The organism is Succinivibrio faecicola (assembly GCF_019448115.1).
In the GTDB taxonomy this organism is placed as follows: domain Bacteria; phylum Pseudomonadota; class Gammaproteobacteria; order Enterobacterales; family Succinivibrionaceae; genus Succinivibrio; species Succinivibrio faecicola.
Window position 1 is genome coordinate 15,783 of sequence record NZ_JAGFNY010000012.1, and the last position, 18,406, is coordinate 34,188.

The 18,406-nt window shown below is 36.0% G+C and carries 16 protein-coding genes; 9 read left to right on the forward strand and 7 right to left on the reverse strand.

Translation table 11 applies throughout. The annotated features are described in order from the left end of the window. The first annotated feature begins 98 nt into the window (after positions 1–98). Together dnaQ and gmhA are read left to right on the forward strand one after the other, a co-directional pair. A complete protein-coding gene (gene dnaQ / locus J5V48_RS04810; RefSeq protein WP_219937431.1) occupies positions 99–1,025 on the forward strand; it encodes a DNA polymerase III subunit epsilon in 927 nt (308 codons plus the stop codon). Positions 1,026–1,033: 8 nt separating this feature from the next. Next, positions 1,034–1,609 (forward strand): D-sedoheptulose 7-phosphate isomerase, encoded by a 576-nt coding sequence (gene gmhA / locus J5V48_RS04815; protein ID WP_219937432.1) that lies wholly within the window; start codon positions 1,034–1,036, stop codon positions 1,607–1,609. Positions 1,610–1,669: 60 nt separating this feature from the next. Here the strand turns inward: gmhA and J5V48_RS04820 are convergent, their stop codons facing one another. Next, entirely contained in the window at positions 1,670–3,760 is a 2,091-nt protein-coding gene (locus tag J5V48_RS04820; RefSeq protein WP_219937433.1) for an LTA synthase family protein, read from the reverse strand. A gap of 137 nt (positions 3,761–3,897) precedes the next feature. On the opposite strand from J5V48_RS04820, the gene J5V48_RS04825 reads away from it, so the two are divergent. Both J5V48_RS04825 and J5V48_RS04830 read left to right on the forward strand, forming a co-directional pair. Further along, positions 3,898–4,809, forward strand: a complete 912-nt coding sequence (locus J5V48_RS04825) for a flagellin N-terminal helical domain-containing protein (RefSeq protein ID WP_219937434.1) — start codon at positions 3,898–3,900, stop codon at positions 4,807–4,809. 345 nt (positions 4,810–5,154) lie between these two features. Then, positions 5,155–6,054: an AraC family transcriptional regulator gene (locus J5V48_RS04830; protein WP_219937435.1), complete on the forward strand. Its 900-nt coding sequence runs from the start codon at positions 5,155–5,157 to the stop codon at positions 6,052–6,054. Positions 6,055–6,095: 41 nt separating this feature from the next. On the opposite strand, the gene speB is transcribed toward J5V48_RS04830, so the two are convergent. Both speB and speA read right to left on the reverse strand, forming a co-directional pair. Then, positions 6,096–7,010, reverse strand: coding sequence for an agmatinase (gene speB, locus J5V48_RS04835; RefSeq protein ID WP_219937436.1), 915 nt, complete (start codon positions 7,008–7,010; stop codon positions 6,096–6,098). Then, complete coding sequence (gene speA / locus J5V48_RS04840; RefSeq protein ID WP_219937437.1) at positions 7,010–8,911, reverse strand: biosynthetic arginine decarboxylase; 1,902 nt, start codon at positions 8,909–8,911, stop codon at positions 7,010–7,012. Before speA ends, speB begins: the two co-directional genes overlap by 1 nt. 284 nt (positions 8,912–9,195) lie before the next feature. On the opposite strand from speA, the gene J5V48_RS04845 reads away from it, so the two are divergent. Together J5V48_RS04845 and panB are read left to right on the forward strand one after the other, a co-directional pair. Further along, positions 9,196–10,065, forward strand: a complete 870-nt coding sequence (locus J5V48_RS04845) for a Rossmann-like and DUF2520 domain-containing protein (RefSeq protein WP_219937438.1) — start codon at positions 9,196–9,198, stop codon at positions 10,063–10,065. Positions 10,066–10,128: 63 nt separating this feature from the next. Continuing rightward, positions 10,129–10,956: a 3-methyl-2-oxobutanoate hydroxymethyltransferase gene (panB, locus tag J5V48_RS04850; protein WP_219937439.1), complete on the forward strand. Its 828-nt coding sequence runs from the start codon at positions 10,129–10,131 to the stop codon at positions 10,954–10,956. Between the two features lie 106 nt (positions 10,957–11,062). On the opposite strand, the gene purM is transcribed toward panB, so the two are convergent. Further along, on the reverse strand, positions 11,063–12,115 hold the full coding sequence (gene purM, locus J5V48_RS04855; RefSeq protein WP_219937440.1) for a phosphoribosylformylglycinamidine cyclo-ligase: 1,053 nt from the start codon (positions 12,113–12,115) through the stop codon (positions 11,063–11,065). A 209-nt stretch (positions 12,116–12,324) separates the two neighbouring features. Between purM and J5V48_RS04860 the strand changes: the two genes are divergently transcribed. Next, on the forward strand, positions 12,325–13,599 hold the full coding sequence (locus J5V48_RS04860; RefSeq protein WP_219937441.1) for a DUF2066 domain-containing protein: 1,275 nt from the start codon (positions 12,325–12,327) through the stop codon (positions 13,597–13,599). Between the two features lie 7 nt (positions 13,600–13,606). Next, positions 13,607–14,317 (forward strand): HdaA/DnaA family protein, encoded by a 711-nt coding sequence (locus tag J5V48_RS04865; RefSeq protein WP_219937442.1) that lies wholly within the window; start codon positions 13,607–13,609, stop codon positions 14,315–14,317. A gap of 45 nt (positions 14,318–14,362) precedes the next feature. On the opposite strand, the gene panD is transcribed toward J5V48_RS04865, so the two are convergent. From panD to J5V48_RS04880, 3 genes are all read right to left on the reverse strand, one after another. Next, entirely contained in the window at positions 14,363–14,743 is a 381-nt protein-coding gene (gene panD, locus J5V48_RS04870) for an aspartate 1-decarboxylase (RefSeq protein WP_219937443.1), read from the reverse strand. 9 nt (positions 14,744–14,752) lie between these two features. Beyond that, complete coding sequence (panC, locus tag J5V48_RS04875) at positions 14,753–15,604, reverse strand: pantoate--beta-alanine ligase (RefSeq protein WP_219937444.1); 852 nt, start codon at positions 15,602–15,604, stop codon at positions 14,753–14,755. A gap of 91 nt (positions 15,605–15,695) precedes the next feature. After that, positions 15,696–17,126 (reverse strand): M48 family metalloprotease, encoded by a 1,431-nt coding sequence (locus J5V48_RS04880; RefSeq protein WP_219937445.1) that lies wholly within the window; start codon positions 17,124–17,126, stop codon positions 15,696–15,698. 133 nt (positions 17,127–17,259) lie between these two features. Between J5V48_RS04880 and J5V48_RS04885 the strand changes: the two genes are divergently transcribed. Continuing rightward, positions 17,260–18,399, forward strand: coding sequence for an AI-2E family transporter (locus J5V48_RS04885; RefSeq protein ID WP_219937446.1), 1,140 nt, complete (start codon positions 17,260–17,262; stop codon positions 18,397–18,399). Positions 18,400–18,406 lie beyond the last annotated feature (7 nt).

The following is an 18,406-nucleotide window of genomic DNA, read 5'->3' on the forward strand; positions in this document are numbered from 1 at the left end:
TGTAAAAAAACATAATGTGGCATATATATGACTAAAGAATCAGCTTTTATGCTACTATGTACAGGTAAATTATTTTTTAATAATAATGGAAATAATCCATGAAAAGGCAAGTAGCGCTCGATACAGAAACAACAGGAAAGTCAGATGATGGTACTCCAGGCGAGCACAGAATCATTGAAGTTGGTTGCGTTGAGATCATTGACAGAAAACTCACAGGCAGAACTCTTCAATTGTATGTGAATCCTGAAAGACCTGTTGATGAGGAAGCTTTCAATGTTCATGGTATATCCAATGAATTTCTTGCCGACAAACCAAAATTTGCACAGGTTGCAGATAAGTTAATTGATTTTATAAGGGGCTCAGAGCTTCTCATTCATAACGCAAAGTTCGACGTGGGCTTTATGGATAAAGAATGGATGCTGCTTGGCCTTGATGAAACCACAGAAGATATGGCAACCGTGGTAGATACAGTTTCTCTTGCTATGAAACTGTGCCCGGGTCGTCAGGTTAATCTTGATAATTTATGTAATCTTTTTGATGTTGACCGTTCTGCCCGTTCTCTTCACGGAGCTTTGCTTGATGCTCAGATCTTAGCTGAAGTTTATCTTGCAATGACAGGTGGACAAAGTTCACTTGAGTTTTCAGAAGTTGCCCAAGCAAAGGGACAGGGATTTGTAAGACCTGAGGGAGTAGTACTTCCTCAACTAATGGTTGATGAGAAAAGTCATGCGTCTCATGTCGATATGATGATTGAGATTGCTTTTAACAAACCTTTTAAAACCCCTGAAGGACAACCTCCTTTAAGTGGATGTTACTGGTCGGATGAATATAGTGCCGAATATCCTGTAAAGGGCGAGAACGAGGCTAAAAAGGAATACAAGAAGCGACTTAATGATGCTATTGATAAAATGCACAAAAAGATCCTCTCAGAGCAGCAGTTAAATGTACTTGATGAGTATTTAAATGAAGAAAAAGCTGCTTACAAAGAATGGGAAGATCGTGTAATGGGAAGAAATAAGAAGTAGGAGTAATTATGATTTCTTTTAATGTTCTTGATGATTTAAAGCAGGAAAGAGAAGTTTTAGAGAACTTTATTTCAAGACCAGACACCAAAGAATTAATTGAAAAGACTATTGAAATTATGTCCTCTTCAATAAAAAAAGGTGGCAAACTTATATCTGCTGGAAATGGTGGCTCTATGTGTGATGCTATGCATTTTGCTGAAGAGCTGACAGGAAGATACAGAGATAATAGACCATCTTATCCTGCTGTTGCAATATGCGATCCAAGCCATATCACATGCGTTGGTAATGATTATGGATTTGACTATATCTTTTCTCGTTACCTTGAGGGTATGGGGGCGGCAGGTGATGTTTTCCTTGGAATCTCAACCTCAGGCAATTCAAAGAATATTATTGAAAGCTGTAAAGTCTGTAAAGAAAAAGGTATCAAATCTGTTTTACTGCTTGGTAAAGACGGTGGTAAATTAAAAGATCTAGGAGATGTTTCTATTATCGTTCCTCATGATGGATATGCTGACAGAATTCAGGAAATCCATACTATGATTATTCATATCCTTATAAAAGGTATTGAGCAGGAATTAGCTTAATAATTTTCAATTCAAAAAAAAGCGATGTTCTCTTTTCTCTCGAACATCGCTGATTTTTTTTTACTTTAATTGGATTTTATATTCTTTTAAATATTCAATTAAAGACTGTCCTTGATTTAACTGAGTCTGAAGGTAATATAAATATGCCTGCAGCATGCTAAAGGAAATGTGATAATTGCAGTCCTGATTTGTATTTTCCTTATCAACAAGTAAAATTCCCTTGCCATTGAATCTATGGGAGTGCATTTTATAATCGCCTGAAAGTTCACAGGCATATTTACTGTTGAATTTTGCTGAAACAATCTGATTGTAGGCAAATGGGAATGAGCACTTTCTGTCAGATAATAGGTCACATCCAAAAGAGTAGAATTCAAGATCTGACTGTGAATGATACAGAATAGTGGTAATAATATCCTTGTGAGATCCTAATCTGTTTTTGTCATATTTAATGTTAGATGCGCCTTTATATTTTTCTGGTATATAAAGATAGAATGGTACAGCATGACCGAACATAGCCTCATCAGGATGATCAAGATACCCAATGCCTCTTAGATTATGATCTCCTGTTGCAGCAATGTAGGTTCTTTCTGCTAGTGTTTCATCATTTTTAATTGCAGAAATAAATTTTCCAAGCTCGTTATTTGCATACTGGAAGGTACCAAAAATAGTTTTTGTATCCTTGTATGGGAATCTTTCAAGAATATCCTCTGTTATGTTCAAATTAGGCATAACCCTCTTTTCAGGATATCTGTATGGTGGGTGATTTGTTATAGATAATGTCATAACAAAACGAGGTTTTTCTCTCTTCTCTTTAAGAATATTGAGAGTTTCTTTAAACATATATTCATCATCAATGCCCCATGCACTTTCTGTAGCATTTGGGTGTTTTAGCTTTACATAAGAGCGTTCAATAATTCTGTCGAAACCTAAATATCTTAAAAAGTTGTTATAGTTTCTCCATGATGCAGTAGATGCTGTTACAAATACAGTTTCATATCCTGCCTTCTTAAATATTTTTACAATATTCATAAGATAATCTTTATCTGCATGTCTTGATGTAGACAGATTAAGATCAGGAACAGATACAAGTAGTCTTGTTAGACTGTCAGAAGTACCATCACCTTCAGATACAAAGTTTGTAAAGAAATAGTCTTCTTTTGTATGTTTTCTAAGCTCTCCTAGCAGATCTCTGTTATTTTCGTCATCATAAGAGAGCATATGAGTACTCATGCTCTCCATGACATTAAAGACAACATCAGGTTTGTTATTTACAAGAAACTCATTATATGGAGTCTTGTTATACATAGGCTTGAGAACAGAAGCAAAATCCTTGAAATCTGTTTTAAATCCTAATGAATTTGCAAAAAAGGCAACATTTTCAGGATAAGTCTTTGGTATCAATCTACTTTGTTTATCCCATTTATAAGCCCAATAAAAAGCAATAGGACCATTTGGAATAGAGTAGTTAACTGCAGGTTTATCACAAACCTGAGCATCTAACTGTCTTATAGGGAATGTGCCAAAGGAGCCTCTCATGAAAATTCCAAATAAAACAATGAAAACTGTTAAGAGAATGCAAAGCTTACCTAATGTTTTTGGGAGAGATACTTTTTTTACAAAATGAGTAATCAGTTTTATGTGCACTAAATATAAAACAACAGCACCTATAAAAAGACAAATAGAACCTGTAAAAAACGGATAATCTTCAATGATAGTTTTAAAAACAGCGGTTGGATCTTCTTTTGTTAGAGCAAAAATAAATGTATCAATAGATTTATCGTATGTTTTGAAATAAAAATAGTTAATTACTGAAAATAGAATAATGACAATGAGCGTGATATAGCTGTAGACATAAAACAGCTTTTTATATATTCCAAAGAATCTTGTAAAACAGAAAATTAAACCTATAACAAGAGGTAATACGTATGCAAATGTGGCTGTTTTAAGATCAAATCTTAATGATGTAAATGAAAAATCAAGTTTCTCACTAAATGGAAGATCGCATAAAGGATTTAAAGCAAAAGAAAAGACAATGGCGCATCTTGCAACGGACATGATTACTAATGCTAGTAGGCAACCTACAAAAATGGAACTTATATAAAAAGTAATGTCTTCTAACTTATTAGAAGAAATATTCTTATTAAAAAACATTTTATCTCCAGCAATTTAGAAACCTAATTTTACAGCAAAATAAAAATAAAATAAAAAACAGTTAAAGCAAATTTGTATGTTGTCGTTAATAAATACAGATAGATTATTTAGCTCATAAATTGAGCGGGAGTTTAAAAATGGCAATTTATGTAAATACAAACGTCTCAAGCTTGAACTCTAACAGACAGTTAGGTAAAGCTACCCATTCTCTTGATACAACCTACAAGCGTTTATCATCAGGTTTACGTATTAACTCAGCAAAGGATGATGCTGCAGGTTTACAAATTTCAGATAGATTAACATCCCAGATTAACGGTTTAAATCAGGGTAACCGTAATGCAAACGACGGTATTGCTTTAGCTCAAACAGCTGAAGGTGCTCTTGATGAAGTAACCAACATGTTACAGCGTATCCGTACCTTATCACTACAGTCTGCCAACGGTACAAATACAACTGCTGATCGTGGTGCTATTCAGGCTGAAGTAAATCAGCTTTGTGCTGAAATTGGCCGTATCTCATGCAAGACAACCTTTGCAGGTCAACAGATTTTAGCTGGTAATAAAGGTCTTGTAGGTACAGCTGGAAAAATAGCATTCCAGGTTGGTGCAAATGCAAACGATACAATTTCAATTGATCTTTCAAATGCATTTTCGTTAACAGCAATGCAAAAAGCATTAGCAGACGGTAATCAACTGACTGGTTCAGATGCAACAGTGGTTAAAAATACAGGTGCAGACAGTTTCAAAGCTTTCGGTGTATCTAAAGCAGAGACAGCTCAAGACACATTAAGAGTAATCGATAAATATATCGCAGAAGTTGACAAAAAGCGTGGTGAATTAGGTGCTGTACAGAACAGACTTGAGTCAACCATTGCAAACCAGTCAAATATTGCTGAAAACGAATCAGATGCACGTTCACGTATCCGTGATACAGATTATGCTGAGGAAGCTGCAAATCTGTCACAGCAGACAATTGTTCAGCAGGCAGCATCATCAATGCTGACCCAGGCTAACAGCCGACCACAGATTGCATTAAGTCTGCTTGGTTAAAATCATATATCTTTGTCATTTGGCTCAGTTCTTTAAAGGATTGAGCCATTTTCTTTTTAGGCATACTTATCCATTCATCCTCCTTTCATAACACTAACTATTTTGTTTAAATTTGTATAATTTTATATTTATAAAATACTGAATATATGATTTTTATCATTTTTATAATTTTATTTTTAGTTTAATATTGTGCAGAAAATGCAATCACCATTCATAACCAAATAATTTAACAGTCGCATATTTCAAACAGACATCGAAAATAAACAGAATATTAAAAAGTTTGTTTTTTAGTTTTATTAAGTTATCTTTGTTCTACAAAGTGTTTTACTGCATAAGGAGCCATATATGAGTGCGCTTAGAAAAGAACTCAAAGAAAGTATCAAACATGGTTCTAATGTCTATCCATTAGCTGGATATATATGTAGAAATAATCGCTTTAATATTAACATCGGTATGCACTGGCATCCTGAGGTTGAAATTAATCGTTTTGAAAGTGGTGATTTTATATATAACTATGCAATGAAAGAATATAAAATCAAAGCTCCATGCATTGCTCTAATTCCTGGAAATGTGCTTCACAATCTTCAGATTTCAAAGGGGGCAAATCAATCATCAGTTGTTTTTAACCCTTCTATAATTGAGCTTAACAGCTATGATGAGGTTCAGTCACAACTGCTATCATATCTGTCTCAGGGAGGAAGCCGTATGCCTCCTTTTATAACTGCAGATATGGATTATTTTGCACAAGCAGATGAGCTATTATCTTTCATTATTGAAAATTCAAATTCAGAAGACTGCGCAGTAAGACTTAGAGTGAAAGCTCATCTTCTAGAACTTTTAGCTGTACTTTATGAGAATGGTATTTTCTTAAACTCAAATATAGATATAAACGAAGAATTTGATTCAAAACAGCAGAAGATTAAAGATCTGCTAAGTTTTATCAATGAGCACTATACAGAAAAACTTACAATGAATGATGCTGCAAACTATTTGAAAGTTTCAAGACAGTATTTTTGCAGATACTTTAAACGTTCCACCGGTATGAGCTTTGTTGATTTTATAAACGATCTTAGATTGAGAAGGGCAAGTCAGGAAATAATGCATACAAGTAAATCAATTACTGATATTGCACTAGACCATGGCTTTGATAATATCGGTTATTTCTTTAAGCTGTTCAGGCTTAAATTCAATCAAACACCACTTGCATATAGAAAAGGCAAGTATTCAAAATCATCAGAGGAGTAAAATATCAGAGCATCGGCTGCTCTGATATTTATTACATTTTCTTATTTCTTGTAAGCGTTTATATACAGCATTTCTGTTGCAATTGAAGCTGCAGCAAGTGCTGTAATCTCTGCATGATCATAGGCAGGTGCAACTTCAACAACATCCATACCAACAATATCAAGATCTTTTAATGATCTTAATATCTTCATGATCTTATCTGAGCTTAAGCCTCCAACTACAGGAGTACCAGTACCAGGAGCAAAGGCAGGATCAAGACAGTCGATATCGAATGTCAGATAGCACTTGCATCCGCCAACTCTTTTGTGAATTGCAATTGATATTTCTTCAACGCTCATATCATTAGCAAGGCCAGCATCAAGAACTTCAAAACCGTCTTTTACAGAAAATTCAGTTCTGATACCAATCTGAATAGATTTTGAAACATCAATCAGACCTTCTTTAGGTGCATGATAAAAAGGTGTTCCATGATCGAAAGCTGAGCCGTTTGAGTAAGTGTCAGAGTGGGCATCAAAATGAATTAATGCCAGCTTTCCAAATACTTTTTCGTGAGCTCTTAACAAAGGGAGGGTAATAAAATGATCACCACCAAAAGTAATCATTCTCTTTCCTGCCTTAAGTAATTTTAAGGCATGCTCCTGAAGCTTATCTGCCATATCCTGGTTATCACCAAAAGCATAAACAAGATCACCGCAATCGCATACCTTGATTTTCTCTAAAGCGTTATACTGCCATGGATATCTCTTTGTTTCCCATGCAAGCTGAGTTGATACCTGTCTTATTGCATTAGGTCCAAATCTTGCTCCTGAACGACCAGATGTTGCCATATCAAAAGGAACACCAGTGATTACAACATCTGCATCAGAGCTGTAAGGATCAAAGTTTAATGGTAATCTTAAAAAACCAAATGCATTTGATACGAGGGAAATATCATGAGCATGATTTAATGTCTGCATTATTCTTCCTCCAGATAGGTATAACCGTATAAGCCGGCTCTAAATTCTTCAATGAAAGCTCTTTGCATTTTCTCTTCAAGTTTAGTTCCGTTTTCTAAAACCTGTGAAGTAAATTCATTTAATAATTTAGAAGGATCAAGTAGTACATAGCGTAACATATCTGCAACAGTGCTGCCTTCATCAGATAAAGATACTGTGACCTTGCCATTATCAAAAGCATATACATCCACAGCTTCAGTATTTCCAAAAAGGTTGTGCATATTACCTAGAATTTCCTGATAAGCACCAACCATGAAAAATCCAATGTGAGGTGGATCTTTCTCGTCATATTCAGGGAAAGGCATTGTGTTTGATATATCGTCACCTTCAACATATTTCTTGATAGCACCGTCAGAGTCACAGGTAATATCAAGAAGAACAGCTCTTCTTGTAAGAGGAGAGTTTAATCCTTCAAGTGGAACTACAGGGAAAATCTGATCGATGCCCCAAGCATCAGGGAGTGACTGGAATAATGAGAAGTTAATATATAACTTGTCAGCCATTCTCTCTTGCAGTTCATCAGATAATACCTGATGTGTTCTGTTTGTAGGATCAAGAGATTTTTGAATACTCTTGCAGATACACAGATAAATCTGCTCGGCCTTTGCACGTTGCTGTAAAGTTACAGAGCCTGAAACATAACCTTCATGAATTTCCTGAAGATCAAACTGACTGTCATGCAACCATTCGCGAAGTGATCTCTTTACAGAATTTTCATTCATCTCTTTCCAGGTATTGAAAAGGTTGAACAGTGCTCGAGGGGAACCTTCAAGAGGAGATTGTGGTACTGTAAAATCGTTTCTTTCAACACCGATTACATTTGATACTAAAACAGCATGGTAAGCTGTTAGTGCTCTTCCTGATTCTGTAATTACGGTTGGCTGTTCAAGGTTGTTCTCAATACAGGCATCACCAATTGTCCAGATGATATTATTTGCATATTCCTTTAAAGAATAATTGCAAGAGCAGTCAGTTTGAGATCTTGTGCCTTCATAATCAACGCCAAGTCCTCCGCCTACATCAAAATATTTGATGGCAACACCTAGCTTTGAAAGCTCCACGAAGAATTTTGCACTTTCCCTTACACCTCTTGTTATATCTCTTACATTGTTCATCTGAGAGCCAAGATGGAAATGCAGAAGTTCAAGGCAGTGCAGTTTACCTTTTTCTTTTAAAGTTTCTACAAGCTGTAAAACTTGTGATGCTGCAAGTCCGAATTTTGAGCATTCACCACCAGATGACTGCCATTTTCCGGAACCTTGTGATGCTAGACGAGCTCGAACACCAAGGCAAGGTGTCAGCTCTAGTCTTTCTGATTCTTCAAGTGTAATTTGAAGTTCAGTCATTTTTTCTATGACCAAGAAAACCTTGTGGCCCATTTTCTGAGCATCAAGAGCCATTCTGATGTATTCTCTGTCTTTATATCCGTTGCATACAATGATAGATCTGGTTCTTCCTGCATGTGCAAGTACTGCCATAAGCTCAGCTTTTGAACCAGCTTCAAGACCGATTGGTTCAGAGCCGTTTGTAAGTGCTTCAAGAACTCTTTTATGCTGGTTAACCTTTACAGGATAAACAAGAAAATAGTTACCCTTGTAACCATATTCTTCTCGTGCTTCTTTAAAGGCTTTATTGATATCGTGAAGTCTTGATTGCAGTATTTGTGGAAAGCAGAACAGTGCAGGAAGTCTCTGTCCTTTATTGGCTCGATCTTTTACAAGTTTTGCAAGATCGATAGTGGTTTGAGAGTTATCAGGATTTGGTCTTACTATGATGTGACCTTCTTCGTTTACATCAAAGTATTTATTCCCCCACCAAGAAATATTGTATGCGTTCACAAGTGACACCTCCATTAGGCTCATACTCTGTAGATAAGCTGCTGCCTTGACGCAATATAAAAAAAGAAAAAGTAAAAATAAGTCGTTCCTTTTGAAAACAAATGTAGCGTGGTACTTTAAGGCTATATAGCGTTATAATCAAGAAATATTTACTATAGATATAAATTTATTGTTCTATAAATTTCAAAAGCCTTTTTATAAGCCACATTAGGTTATAAATGAATATTAAGTTATTGTTTTTAATAATATAGTAAATGCACTAATTTGGTGCCATCAACATGGTCAAAACGTAAAAAATAGCTGATTATATGCAAAAAATAGGTTTTATCGGTGCCGGCAAGGTTGGCATAAGCTTAGGAAAGTTCTTTAAAGAGAATGGATTTTCTGTTTCAGGCTACTATTCAAGATCACAGTCATCTTCAATTGAAGGAGCAAAGTTTACAGGCTCAGTGCAATATCTGTCTATTAAAGAGCTTGTAGATGCAAGCGATATTGTATTTATTACAACCCCTGATAATGCTCTTGAATCGACTGCCTCCTTTATTGCATCACAATGCCAAGGAATAAATGCTAAAAAATGCTTTGTCCACTGCTCAGGAGCTCTGAGTATTAAAGATGTTTTTAAATCTCTTATGGGATTTGACAATTTCTCATTTGCATCTGTTCATCCTATGATGGCATTTTCATCTAAAACACAAAGCTATAAAGAATTAAAGGATACATTCTATACACTTGAGTCAGATGAAAAATCAAAATCTCTTATCTTAGGGATTTTTGAAAAACTCTCTGTCAGATTTGAAATTATAAGTTCAGATGTCAAATCAAAATATCATTTAGCCTCAGTCCTATGTTCTAACTGTGTTGTAGGTCTGTTTGATTTTGCCAAAGATCTGCTAAAAGAATGTTCATTTTCTGATGAATCAGCAAAAGCAGCTTTAGGAAAACTGTTCTTGGTAAATGCACAAAACATTGCTAAAAAAGGTACAATAGAAGCACTGACTGGTCCTGTTTTAAGAGGTGATGATAATACTGTCTTAAAGCACCTGAATGTACTGTCAGATGAAGATAAACTTCTATATATGCTTTTGAGCCGAAAAATATTAAAAGTGGCAAAAGCAAAAAACAAAGATTTTGACTACACTAAGATAGAAAAAATAATCAACAACAATTTTGAATGATATATATAGCATGTTCTATATATTCAAAGATAAAAGCTAATAGGTAAAAAATTAGGACGTCATATGAAGACAACAGTTGCAACTTTTTTGAAGATGAAGCAGGAAAATCAGAAGATTTCAATGCTTACCTGTTATGACTATACAACAGCAAAAATTATTGATTCAAGCAATGTGGATGCTGTTTTAGTAGGTGATTCTCTTGGAAATGTTGTATTAGGTTATGAAGATACTCTTTCAGTAACAATGAATGACATGATAACCTTCAGTGCCGCTGTAGCAAGAGGCTGCAAACAGAAGCTGGTGGTTGTTGATATGCCTTTTATGTCTTATCAGGTAAGCGTAGAGAAAGCTCTTGAAAATGCCGGAAGACTGATGAAAGAGGGTAGAGCAAATGCTGTTAAGCTTGAAGGTGGCAGATCAGTTCTTGCACAGGTAAAGGCTATCGTTGATGCAGGTATTCCTGTAATGGGACACCTTGGTATGACTCCTCAGTCTGTAAATGCTTTTGGTGGTCATAAAGTTCAGGGCAAAACTCTAGAAGCCGCCCAAAAACTCATTGATGATGCACTTGCTCTTCAGGAGGCTGGAGTATTCTCTATTGTTCTTGAGTGTGTTCCTGCAAAACTTGCTGCTGTGCTTTCACAGAAACTGTCCGTTCCTACTATTGGTATCGGTGCTGGTGCTCAGTGCGATGGCCAGGTATTAGTTTATAAAGATATGCTTGGAATGTATCAGGACTTCTCTCCAAAATTTGTAAAGCATTATGCTAATTTTGCAACAGAAATGACCGATGCTTTCAATCAATATGATGCAGAGGTTAAACAGGGGATCTTCCCAGCTTTAGAGCATACATTCAAGATTGATGAAGAAGTAATCGAAAAGTTATATTAGTTTTTTATTTATGCCGTTTGATATCAACAGATAGCAATAAAAAAACAAAGGCCTAATCAAGTGACTAGGCCTTTTGAATTTCTAGAATTTTGCTTCTATTTGAATATTAGAAGTTTTCGTAATTCTTGATGGTTACCTGCTTGCCGTCAGCACCAACAGGAGCAATTTCACCTAATACCCATGCCTTTTCACCTAAAGCATTTAAGGTATCAACAGCTTTCTGAGCTTCTTCCTTTGATACAACAGCAATCATACCAACACCACAGTTGAAGGTACGGAACATCTCGTATGGATCTACGTTGCCATTCTTCTGTAAGTACTTGAATACTTCAGGACGAGTCCATGAATCGCCATCACAAGCTGCACATGTACCTTCAGGAAGAACACGAGGAATATTCTCCCAGAATCCGCCACCAGTGATGTGAGCTAATGCGTGAACATCAACTTCCTTGATTAACTTTAAGATCTGCTTTACGTAGATTCTTGTTGGAGCTAACAGTGCATCAGCAAGAACGGTGCCATCTGATAACTTATCGTTTAGAGGATCAGCATTTACGTTCTTTAGAATTCTACGGATTAAAGAGTAACCGTTTGAGTGAGGGCCTGATGAAGCAATACCGATAAGAGCATCACCAACTTTAACCTTTGAACCATCGATGATCTTGTCTTCATCAACAACACCGACAGCAAAACCAGCTAAGTCGTAATCACCAACCTCATACATGCCTGGCATTTCTGCTGTTTCACCACCAACAAGAGCACAGCCTGATAATTCACAGCCGTATGCAATACCTGTTACAACAGTTGTTGCTGTATCAACATCTAGCTTACCAGTGCCATAGTAGTCAAGAAATAAGAATGGCTCTGCACCCTGAACAACAATATCATTTACGCTCATTGCAACTAGGTCCTGGCCTACAGTTGAGTGTTTCTGTAAATCGATTGCAAGACGTAGCTTGGTACCAACACCGTCAGTACCAGTTACAAGAACAGGATTTGTATAACCTTTAGGAATTCTTGTAAGTGCTCCAAAACCACCTAAACCACCGATTACCTCTGGGCGGGTTGTCTTCTTAACAGGGGCTTTGATTCTCTGTACTAACTCATCACCAGCATTGATATCAACACCAGCTTCCTTATAAGTTAAATTTGCTGCCATGATTTTCTCCAGGACAAATGAACAACTGTAGCGGTATTTTACAAGAAATGCTCTTTAAATGCACTTAAAATATTCAAAATTCACTCATGCCAGCTGTGATAGAATATACAGCTGTAGTCAGAAAAAATAATATGCAATTTATCTGTTGAAATTGAAGAGTTTAGACTCCATGTCAGAGAAGACATGAGGTATTTTTGTTTGGAGAAATAATGAAATTTCCTTATTTATTAGCTGCCCTTGCTGTAGTATCAAGCGCAAATGCGGCCGTAACTGTTCACAAGGACGTATCAATTGGTATGGATGCTGCCATTGTGGAGGCATTCAATGAGATTGCTTCAAAACAGGCAATTGATGATACCGGTGTACTTCAGTTAGATAGAGTAAAGGATGCTGTTTCTTCAGTTAAATTAAATGGCGAGAATTTTGAGATTACTTTTGATGAGACTAAAATCAGCTCTGTTCTAAGAGATTCAGGTATTGCCTGCTGGTCAGGTCTTAGTGAACCAGTTCTTGTTTGGATGACAGATGTTTCATCTCAGGATTCATCAATTATTTCTGCTGACAGTTCATCTTTTATCATGAAAAGTCTGATAGATGATGCAAAGTCATGTCAGTACAATCTTCTGTTCCCATTAATGGATCTTGATGATTTACAGAATGTAAACGATCAGACTGTTTTATCTCATTCAGACAAGCTTCTTGCAAAGGCATCTGCTCGCTATGGCGTGAAATTCTTTATTTCAGCTGCATTAGAGAAAAACAGTGAGGTTGAAGATCAGGTTACATTCAAGTGGAATGTATTTGACGATCAGGGCAAGATCCTAGGTAATGGTGAGAACACAGGTTCTGTTGAGGAAATTTCAAAATCAGCTACAAAGGATATTGCAAAGATCCTTATGAACAACACCATTGATAGTCAGGCACAGCAAGGTTCAAATATTATTCCTTTAACATCAGCTGATGAACAGCAGAATGCATCTGCAGTAGCTCAAGAGGAGGACCTTTCTTTAGGTCCTGTTAAAGGTGGTGTAAGAGTTCTGTTTACAGGAATCGATAATGTTGCAGATTATCCTGCAATTTCAAAAACACTCGTAATGTACGGTTATGAATCTGATGTCAACGTGCTGGCATATCAGGATTCTGGTGTGGTATTCATGATCCCAACAGGTTCATCTCCTTTGATTCTTGACGGTACCTTATCTCATGCAGGTGAGTTCACTAAGATTGCTCCTTGGACATACAAGTACAATAAGAGTCATGGCTCAGTAAGTGCCGATGGCAAGACAGGTACAGTAACAAAGACTACAGAGCAGATCATCACCACTGATATTGATAAATACAATGGACAGGCTTATACAACATCAACAGTTGAAAGAACAACAGAGATTACTCAAGAAGAGGTTGTTCCTGCTGCAAAGTCAAATGTAACTTTGACAGATGATCTTGAATACTCAGACAATCGTAAAGGTTCATTAGGCAACTAAACAAATAATGGAAAAACAAAATTCAGAACCGTATCAGGTTGCGCTAGATTTAAAAATATCTGAAAAATCAGATTTTAATTCTTTTGTTCCTGGCAATAATGCAGGAACAGTGCAGTTACTCAAGAGCGCTATTATCAAAAAGGAGCATGAGTTTTACTACCTTTTTGGACCACATGGTTCTGGTAAAAGCCATCTTTTAAATGCACTGTTTCAGCTACCAGAAGCAAATTCTAAGTGCTTTTTTGTGGATATGAATCTAGTCAAGACAATAGGATCATTTGTTCTTGACGTGAATCTGCCTGAAATCACCATTATTGATAATGTTGATGTTATAGCAGGAGATGAGAATTTCGAGCTTGCCCTATTTGGTCTGTTCAACAGATGGTACGACTCAAGAAAGGGTGTCCTGATAATGTCAGGAAGTAGCTCTTTTGACTATATTCCTTTTTTAAAGAAGGATTTAACAACCAGACTTTCAAGTGGAGTAATCTGCTCATTAGATTTTCTTGATGAGGAAAGCTGTGTAGAAGCTCTACAGAAAAGAACAGTTGAAAAGGCTTTTAATCTTCCTCCTGCAACTGCAGCCTTTCTTGTTCGCCACTGCAACAGAGATATCAGATCGCTTGTGAAGATCCTTGATGAACTTGATAAGCTTCAGATAGAACATTATCACAAGCTTACAATTCCATTTGTAAAAAAGGTTTTATCCATCCAGTAATAAAAATGCCAACAATATGTTGGCATTTTTAAGACAGAAATCTTATCAGATTGTAGAATTAGGCTTTTCAACAAAGTGCTTGATGATATGGTTACTCTCATCAACAAGAACAACTTTTGGCTGTAACTCTCTTGCTTCCTTATCATCCATGAGTGCATAAGCAATAATAATTACAATATCACCTTCTACTGCAAGGCGTGCAGCTGCGCCATTTAGGCAGATAACACCAGATTTTCTTTCACCTGCAATGGTGTATGTTTCTAATCTTGCACCATTGTTATTATTAACGATCTGAACTTTCTCTCCAGGTAAAATTCCTGCAGCATCAAGCAGATCTTCATCAATGGTAATAGAGCCAACGTAATTTAAGTTAGCTTGTGTTACGGTTGCTCTATGGATTTTTCCATGCATCATTGTCAATAACATAAGGTGAAATTACTCCAGAATAATGTTATCAATAAGTCTTGTGTTACCAAAACGAACAGCAACAGCTAATAAAGATGGAGCCTGAATTTTGTCTTTAAGCTCATAAAGACCTGGTAAACCATAGCATTCTACATATTCAATATCGGCAATTTCGCTGCTTGAAATCTTCTGCTTGGTAATGTTAATGATTGATTCAAGATCATTGTTTCCTGACTTGAATGACTCAAGAGCAAGATTAAGTGCTGCACATAGAACAGTTGCCTGAGATTTCTCCTCATCAGACAGATAGGTATTTCTTGAACTTCTTGCAAGACCGCTTTGTTCTCTTGCAATAGGTACAACGACAAGCTCAAGATCAAAGAACATATCTTTAACCATGCGCTTTAATACTTCAACCTGCTGAGCATCTTTCTGTCCAAAATATGCTTTTGTAGGAGCAACAATGTTGAACAGTTTTGATACAACAGTTGCAACGCCCCTAAAATGAATAGGTCTTGTTTTACCGCAAAGTACTTTAGTGATATTACCTGTAACTTCAACCCAGGTCATATCCTCACTTGGGTACATCTCTTTTGGTGATGGAGCAAAAACGATATCTCCACCTGCACCTTCAACGACTTTCAGATCGTTGTCTAAAGTTCTTGGATAGGCATCGAAATCTTCATTTGGTCCAAACTGTGTAGGATTAACGAACACGCTGACTACAGTAATATCATTCTGCTTTGAACTCTGTGAAATCAATGTTGCGTGTCCTGGATGTAAAGCACCCATGGTAGGAACTAGGCCAACGGTTTTTCCCTGAGCCTTTAAAGGTTTTAATATATTTCTTAATTCCTTTACTGTATGTACACACTGAACCATTTTCTTTGTCTTCCTGACTTTTAAAATGAGATATTAATTGCGTAATTTTACTACATTTGACTGCAAAAGTGACAGATATCTCAAATTTTGTCTAGATATTTTGTTCAAACATCCTGTCAAACAGTTTTATGTCGTTGTACTTTTTAAGTTTAGCTCTTACAATCTCTCTGCTAGTTCCATTGCATACATGTAAAGCATTATTTAAAAAACGGTTTGCCTTATTGAAATCACCTCTTAAAAGATATGAATATGCCTGACTCTGATGTGCATTGCACTTATCCTTTGAAAGATAATATGATTTTGCAATAAGCTCACTTGCTAACAGATTTTTAGGATATGTATTCTGGAAATTTTTAAGTATCTTAATGGCTTTTTTATAATCCTTACTCTCAATAAGTGCATTGGCAAGATTCAAAGTAATTGAACTGTCATTTGGTTTAATCTTATACATTCTTTCAAGAGGTTCAATTGCAGCTTTATAGTTTTTCTGACTAATCTCAATGTCAGTTTTCAAATCAAGAATAAAGTCATTGTCCTTTATTGAATCAAGCATTGATAAATATTTTAATGCACTAGCATTGTCCTTGTTTTCATAAGCAATAAGGGCTAATGCATAGTATTTGTAGTAGTGGTTAACCTTCTGTGTATGCATTAGTTTGTTTTTTAATGTTTCAAGATTCAGATTCATGTATCGGACATCAACTCTTGCCTTTGCAAACATATAGTTTGGATTTTTGCTGTTTTCTCTTTTTGGAAGCTGTTTTGCTCTGTTATAAGCTTCAGCAACACGGATATCTGATAGAGGATGATCAATAAGCATTGCATAAACAGATGATACATTTCCCTGTTTAGATAAAAGTACTCTGAACAGATCTGCCATTCCCATAGGGTTGAAACCTGAGTTATACAGAAGATCAATTCCTAGTCTGTCAGCTTCATATTCATTGTCTCTTGTAAAATTGATATTAGACTGCTGCATAAGACCAGTAGTTGATGATAGTGCAGCCATACCAACATTTGGGTTAATTATTCCAAGAACAATCGAACCTATGATGGATGCTACAGACAAAGAACTTTTTTCAGCCTGATCTTCAATCATTCTTGCAATATGTCTTTGTGTAACATGACATATTTCGTGTGCTATTACAGATGCAAATTCGTCTTCTGTTGATGTGTAATGGAATAATCCTGCGTTAACCTGTACGACACCACCTAAAAAAGCAGATGCATTAAGGCTTGGATCTTCTGACAGATAAAAGTGAAATGGGAAATATACGTTGTTAGCATGCAAAATCAGTCGGTTGCCGACTGAATTTATATATTCATTAAGGACAGGATCATAGCTGACAAGACCTGCACCGTTTGCCTTTCTGAAAAAGTATTCACCAAAGTTTTTCTCTGCAGCAATTGAAAGTCCTCTGACACCTGCAGGACCTAAATCAGGAATAACGATATTCTGTGAACTAAATGATATAGGACACAGAAAAAGCATCATCAAAAAAACTAAGAGCTTCTTTTTCATAACCATCCTTATGTGTTTTTTTTTCTAGTTTAACGCATTTGTGTTATTTTTGCTTGAAATGTCTTATTTTTCTTATACAAGATAGTTTGAACTGTTTTATAATTTTAAAAGTTATCAAATAGGTATAAATTAGATGATTTCTTTATTTAAAAACTGGTATTTAAGACATTTTTCAACTCCGGGAACAATAGAATTTGCTCTTGTTCTGTTATGCATCTTTTTGATAGTTTACTACTTTATGTGGCTAGTGGGGCCTTTAGTTGTGGCTTTGTGTATAGCATACTGCCTTGATGGAGTAGTACGATTTCTTACTAGAAAATGTTATATGTCAAGAACAGTTGCCTCATCGGTTACAATGCTGTTTTTTATAGGCCTTTCTGTAAGTATTCTTGTCTTTGTTGTACCAAAATTATTACAGCAGGGAAGCCAGTTTTATCAGACTCTGCAGAGTATTTCTGCTCAGAATATATCAACTGAAAAGGGGGAGGATTTTGATTCTATTGTAACTTCAAATATTCTTCCTTTTGTTGAGAATCTGCCAGATCCACTGCCATCAATGATGACAGAAGGAGAAATCAAAGAGCTTGTAAATAAGGCAAGACTAGCGCTTATTTCAAATGTGTCAAATATATTCAATAACCAGATAATGCCATCAGTTGTTAATGTGATGTCATTTCTTGTTTATCTTGTAATCGTACCTATTTTTACTTTCCTGATGCTGTCTAACAAAAGCCAGCTGCAAAGCAGATTTGTTACTTATATTCTACCTTCAAACCAGAGAATCATTCATGAATTCTGGCCTCAGCTTACAAAGCAGATTGAGGGTTATATGAGAGGAAAGCTTATACATATCACAATTGTTTCAATTGTAAATACTGTAGCTTTTATGTTATTTGGTCTGCATTATGCGATTCTATTAGGTATCGGTGTCGGTCTGAGTGTTGTTATTCCATATGTTGGTGCAGTTATCATCACTATACCAATTCTGTTAGTTTCTGTTTTTCAGTTCGGCTTTGGCTATACTCTTGTCTGGTTGCTTGCAGTTTATATCATTATCCAGCTTCTCGACAGTAACGTGCTTACACCAATGCTGTTTTCAAAAGCTATGAATCTTGATGCTTTCTCTATTCTTGCATCAATTCTAATTTTTGGTGGTTTGTGGGGATTCTGGGGCGTTTTCTTCTCAATTCCTTTAGCAACATTCATAAGAACAATCATTGTTAACTGGCCAAGCTCAAGTCCTGTGCCATTGGTTCAAGAAGAGAAAAAGTAAAAGCACA

Bases quoted from the DNA above. Each gene is read 5' to 3' on its own strand.
- J5V48_RS04865 (WP_219937442.1), top strand. From the start codon at position 13,607: ATGGAAAAACAAAATTCAGAACCGTATCAGGTTGCGCTAGATTTAAAA.
- purM (WP_219937440.1), bottom strand. From the start codon at position 12,115: ATGGCAGCAAATTTAACTTATAAGGAAGCTGGTGTTGATATCAATGCT.
- J5V48_RS04830 (WP_219937435.1), top strand. From the start codon at position 5,155: ATGAGTGCGCTTAGAAAAGAACTCAAAGAAAGTATCAAACATGGTTCT.
- speB (WP_219937436.1), bottom strand. From the start codon at position 7,010: ATGCAGACATTAAATCATGCTCATGATATTTCCCTCGTATCAAATGCA.
- J5V48_RS04880 (WP_219937445.1), bottom strand. From the start codon at position 17,126: ATGAAAAAGAAGCTCTTAGTTTTTTTGATGATGCTTTTTCTGTGTCCT.
- dnaQ (WP_219937431.1), top strand. From the start codon at position 99: ATGAAAAGGCAAGTAGCGCTCGATACAGAAACAACAGGAAAGTCAGAT.
- J5V48_RS04885 (WP_219937446.1), top strand. From the start codon at position 17,260: ATGATTTCTTTATTTAAAAACTGGTATTTAAGACATTTTTCAACTCCG.
- speA (WP_219937437.1), bottom strand. From the start codon at position 8,911: ATGAGCCTAATGGAGGTGTCACTTGTGAACGCATACAATATTTCTTGG.
- J5V48_RS04845 (WP_219937438.1), top strand. From the start codon at position 9,196: ATGCAAAAAATAGGTTTTATCGGTGCCGGCAAGGTTGGCATAAGCTTA.
- panD (WP_219937443.1), bottom strand. From the start codon at position 14,743: ATGTTATTGACAATGATGCATGGAAAAATCCATAGAGCAACCGTAACA.
- J5V48_RS04860 (WP_219937441.1), top strand. From the start codon at position 12,325: ATGAAATTTCCTTATTTATTAGCTGCCCTTGCTGTAGTATCAAGCGCA.
- panC (WP_219937444.1), bottom strand. From the start codon at position 15,604: ATGGTTCAGTGTGTACATACAGTAAAGGAATTAAGAAATATATTAAAA.
- panB (WP_219937439.1), top strand. From the start codon at position 10,129: ATGAAGACAACAGTTGCAACTTTTTTGAAGATGAAGCAGGAAAATCAG.
- J5V48_RS04825 (WP_219937434.1), top strand. From the start codon at position 3,898: ATGGCAATTTATGTAAATACAAACGTCTCAAGCTTGAACTCTAACAGA.
- J5V48_RS04820 (WP_219937433.1), bottom strand. From the start codon at position 3,760: ATGTTTTTTAATAAGAATATTTCTTCTAATAAGTTAGAAGACATTACT.
- gmhA (WP_219937432.1), top strand. From the start codon at position 1,034: ATGATTTCTTTTAATGTTCTTGATGATTTAAAGCAGGAAAGAGAAGTT.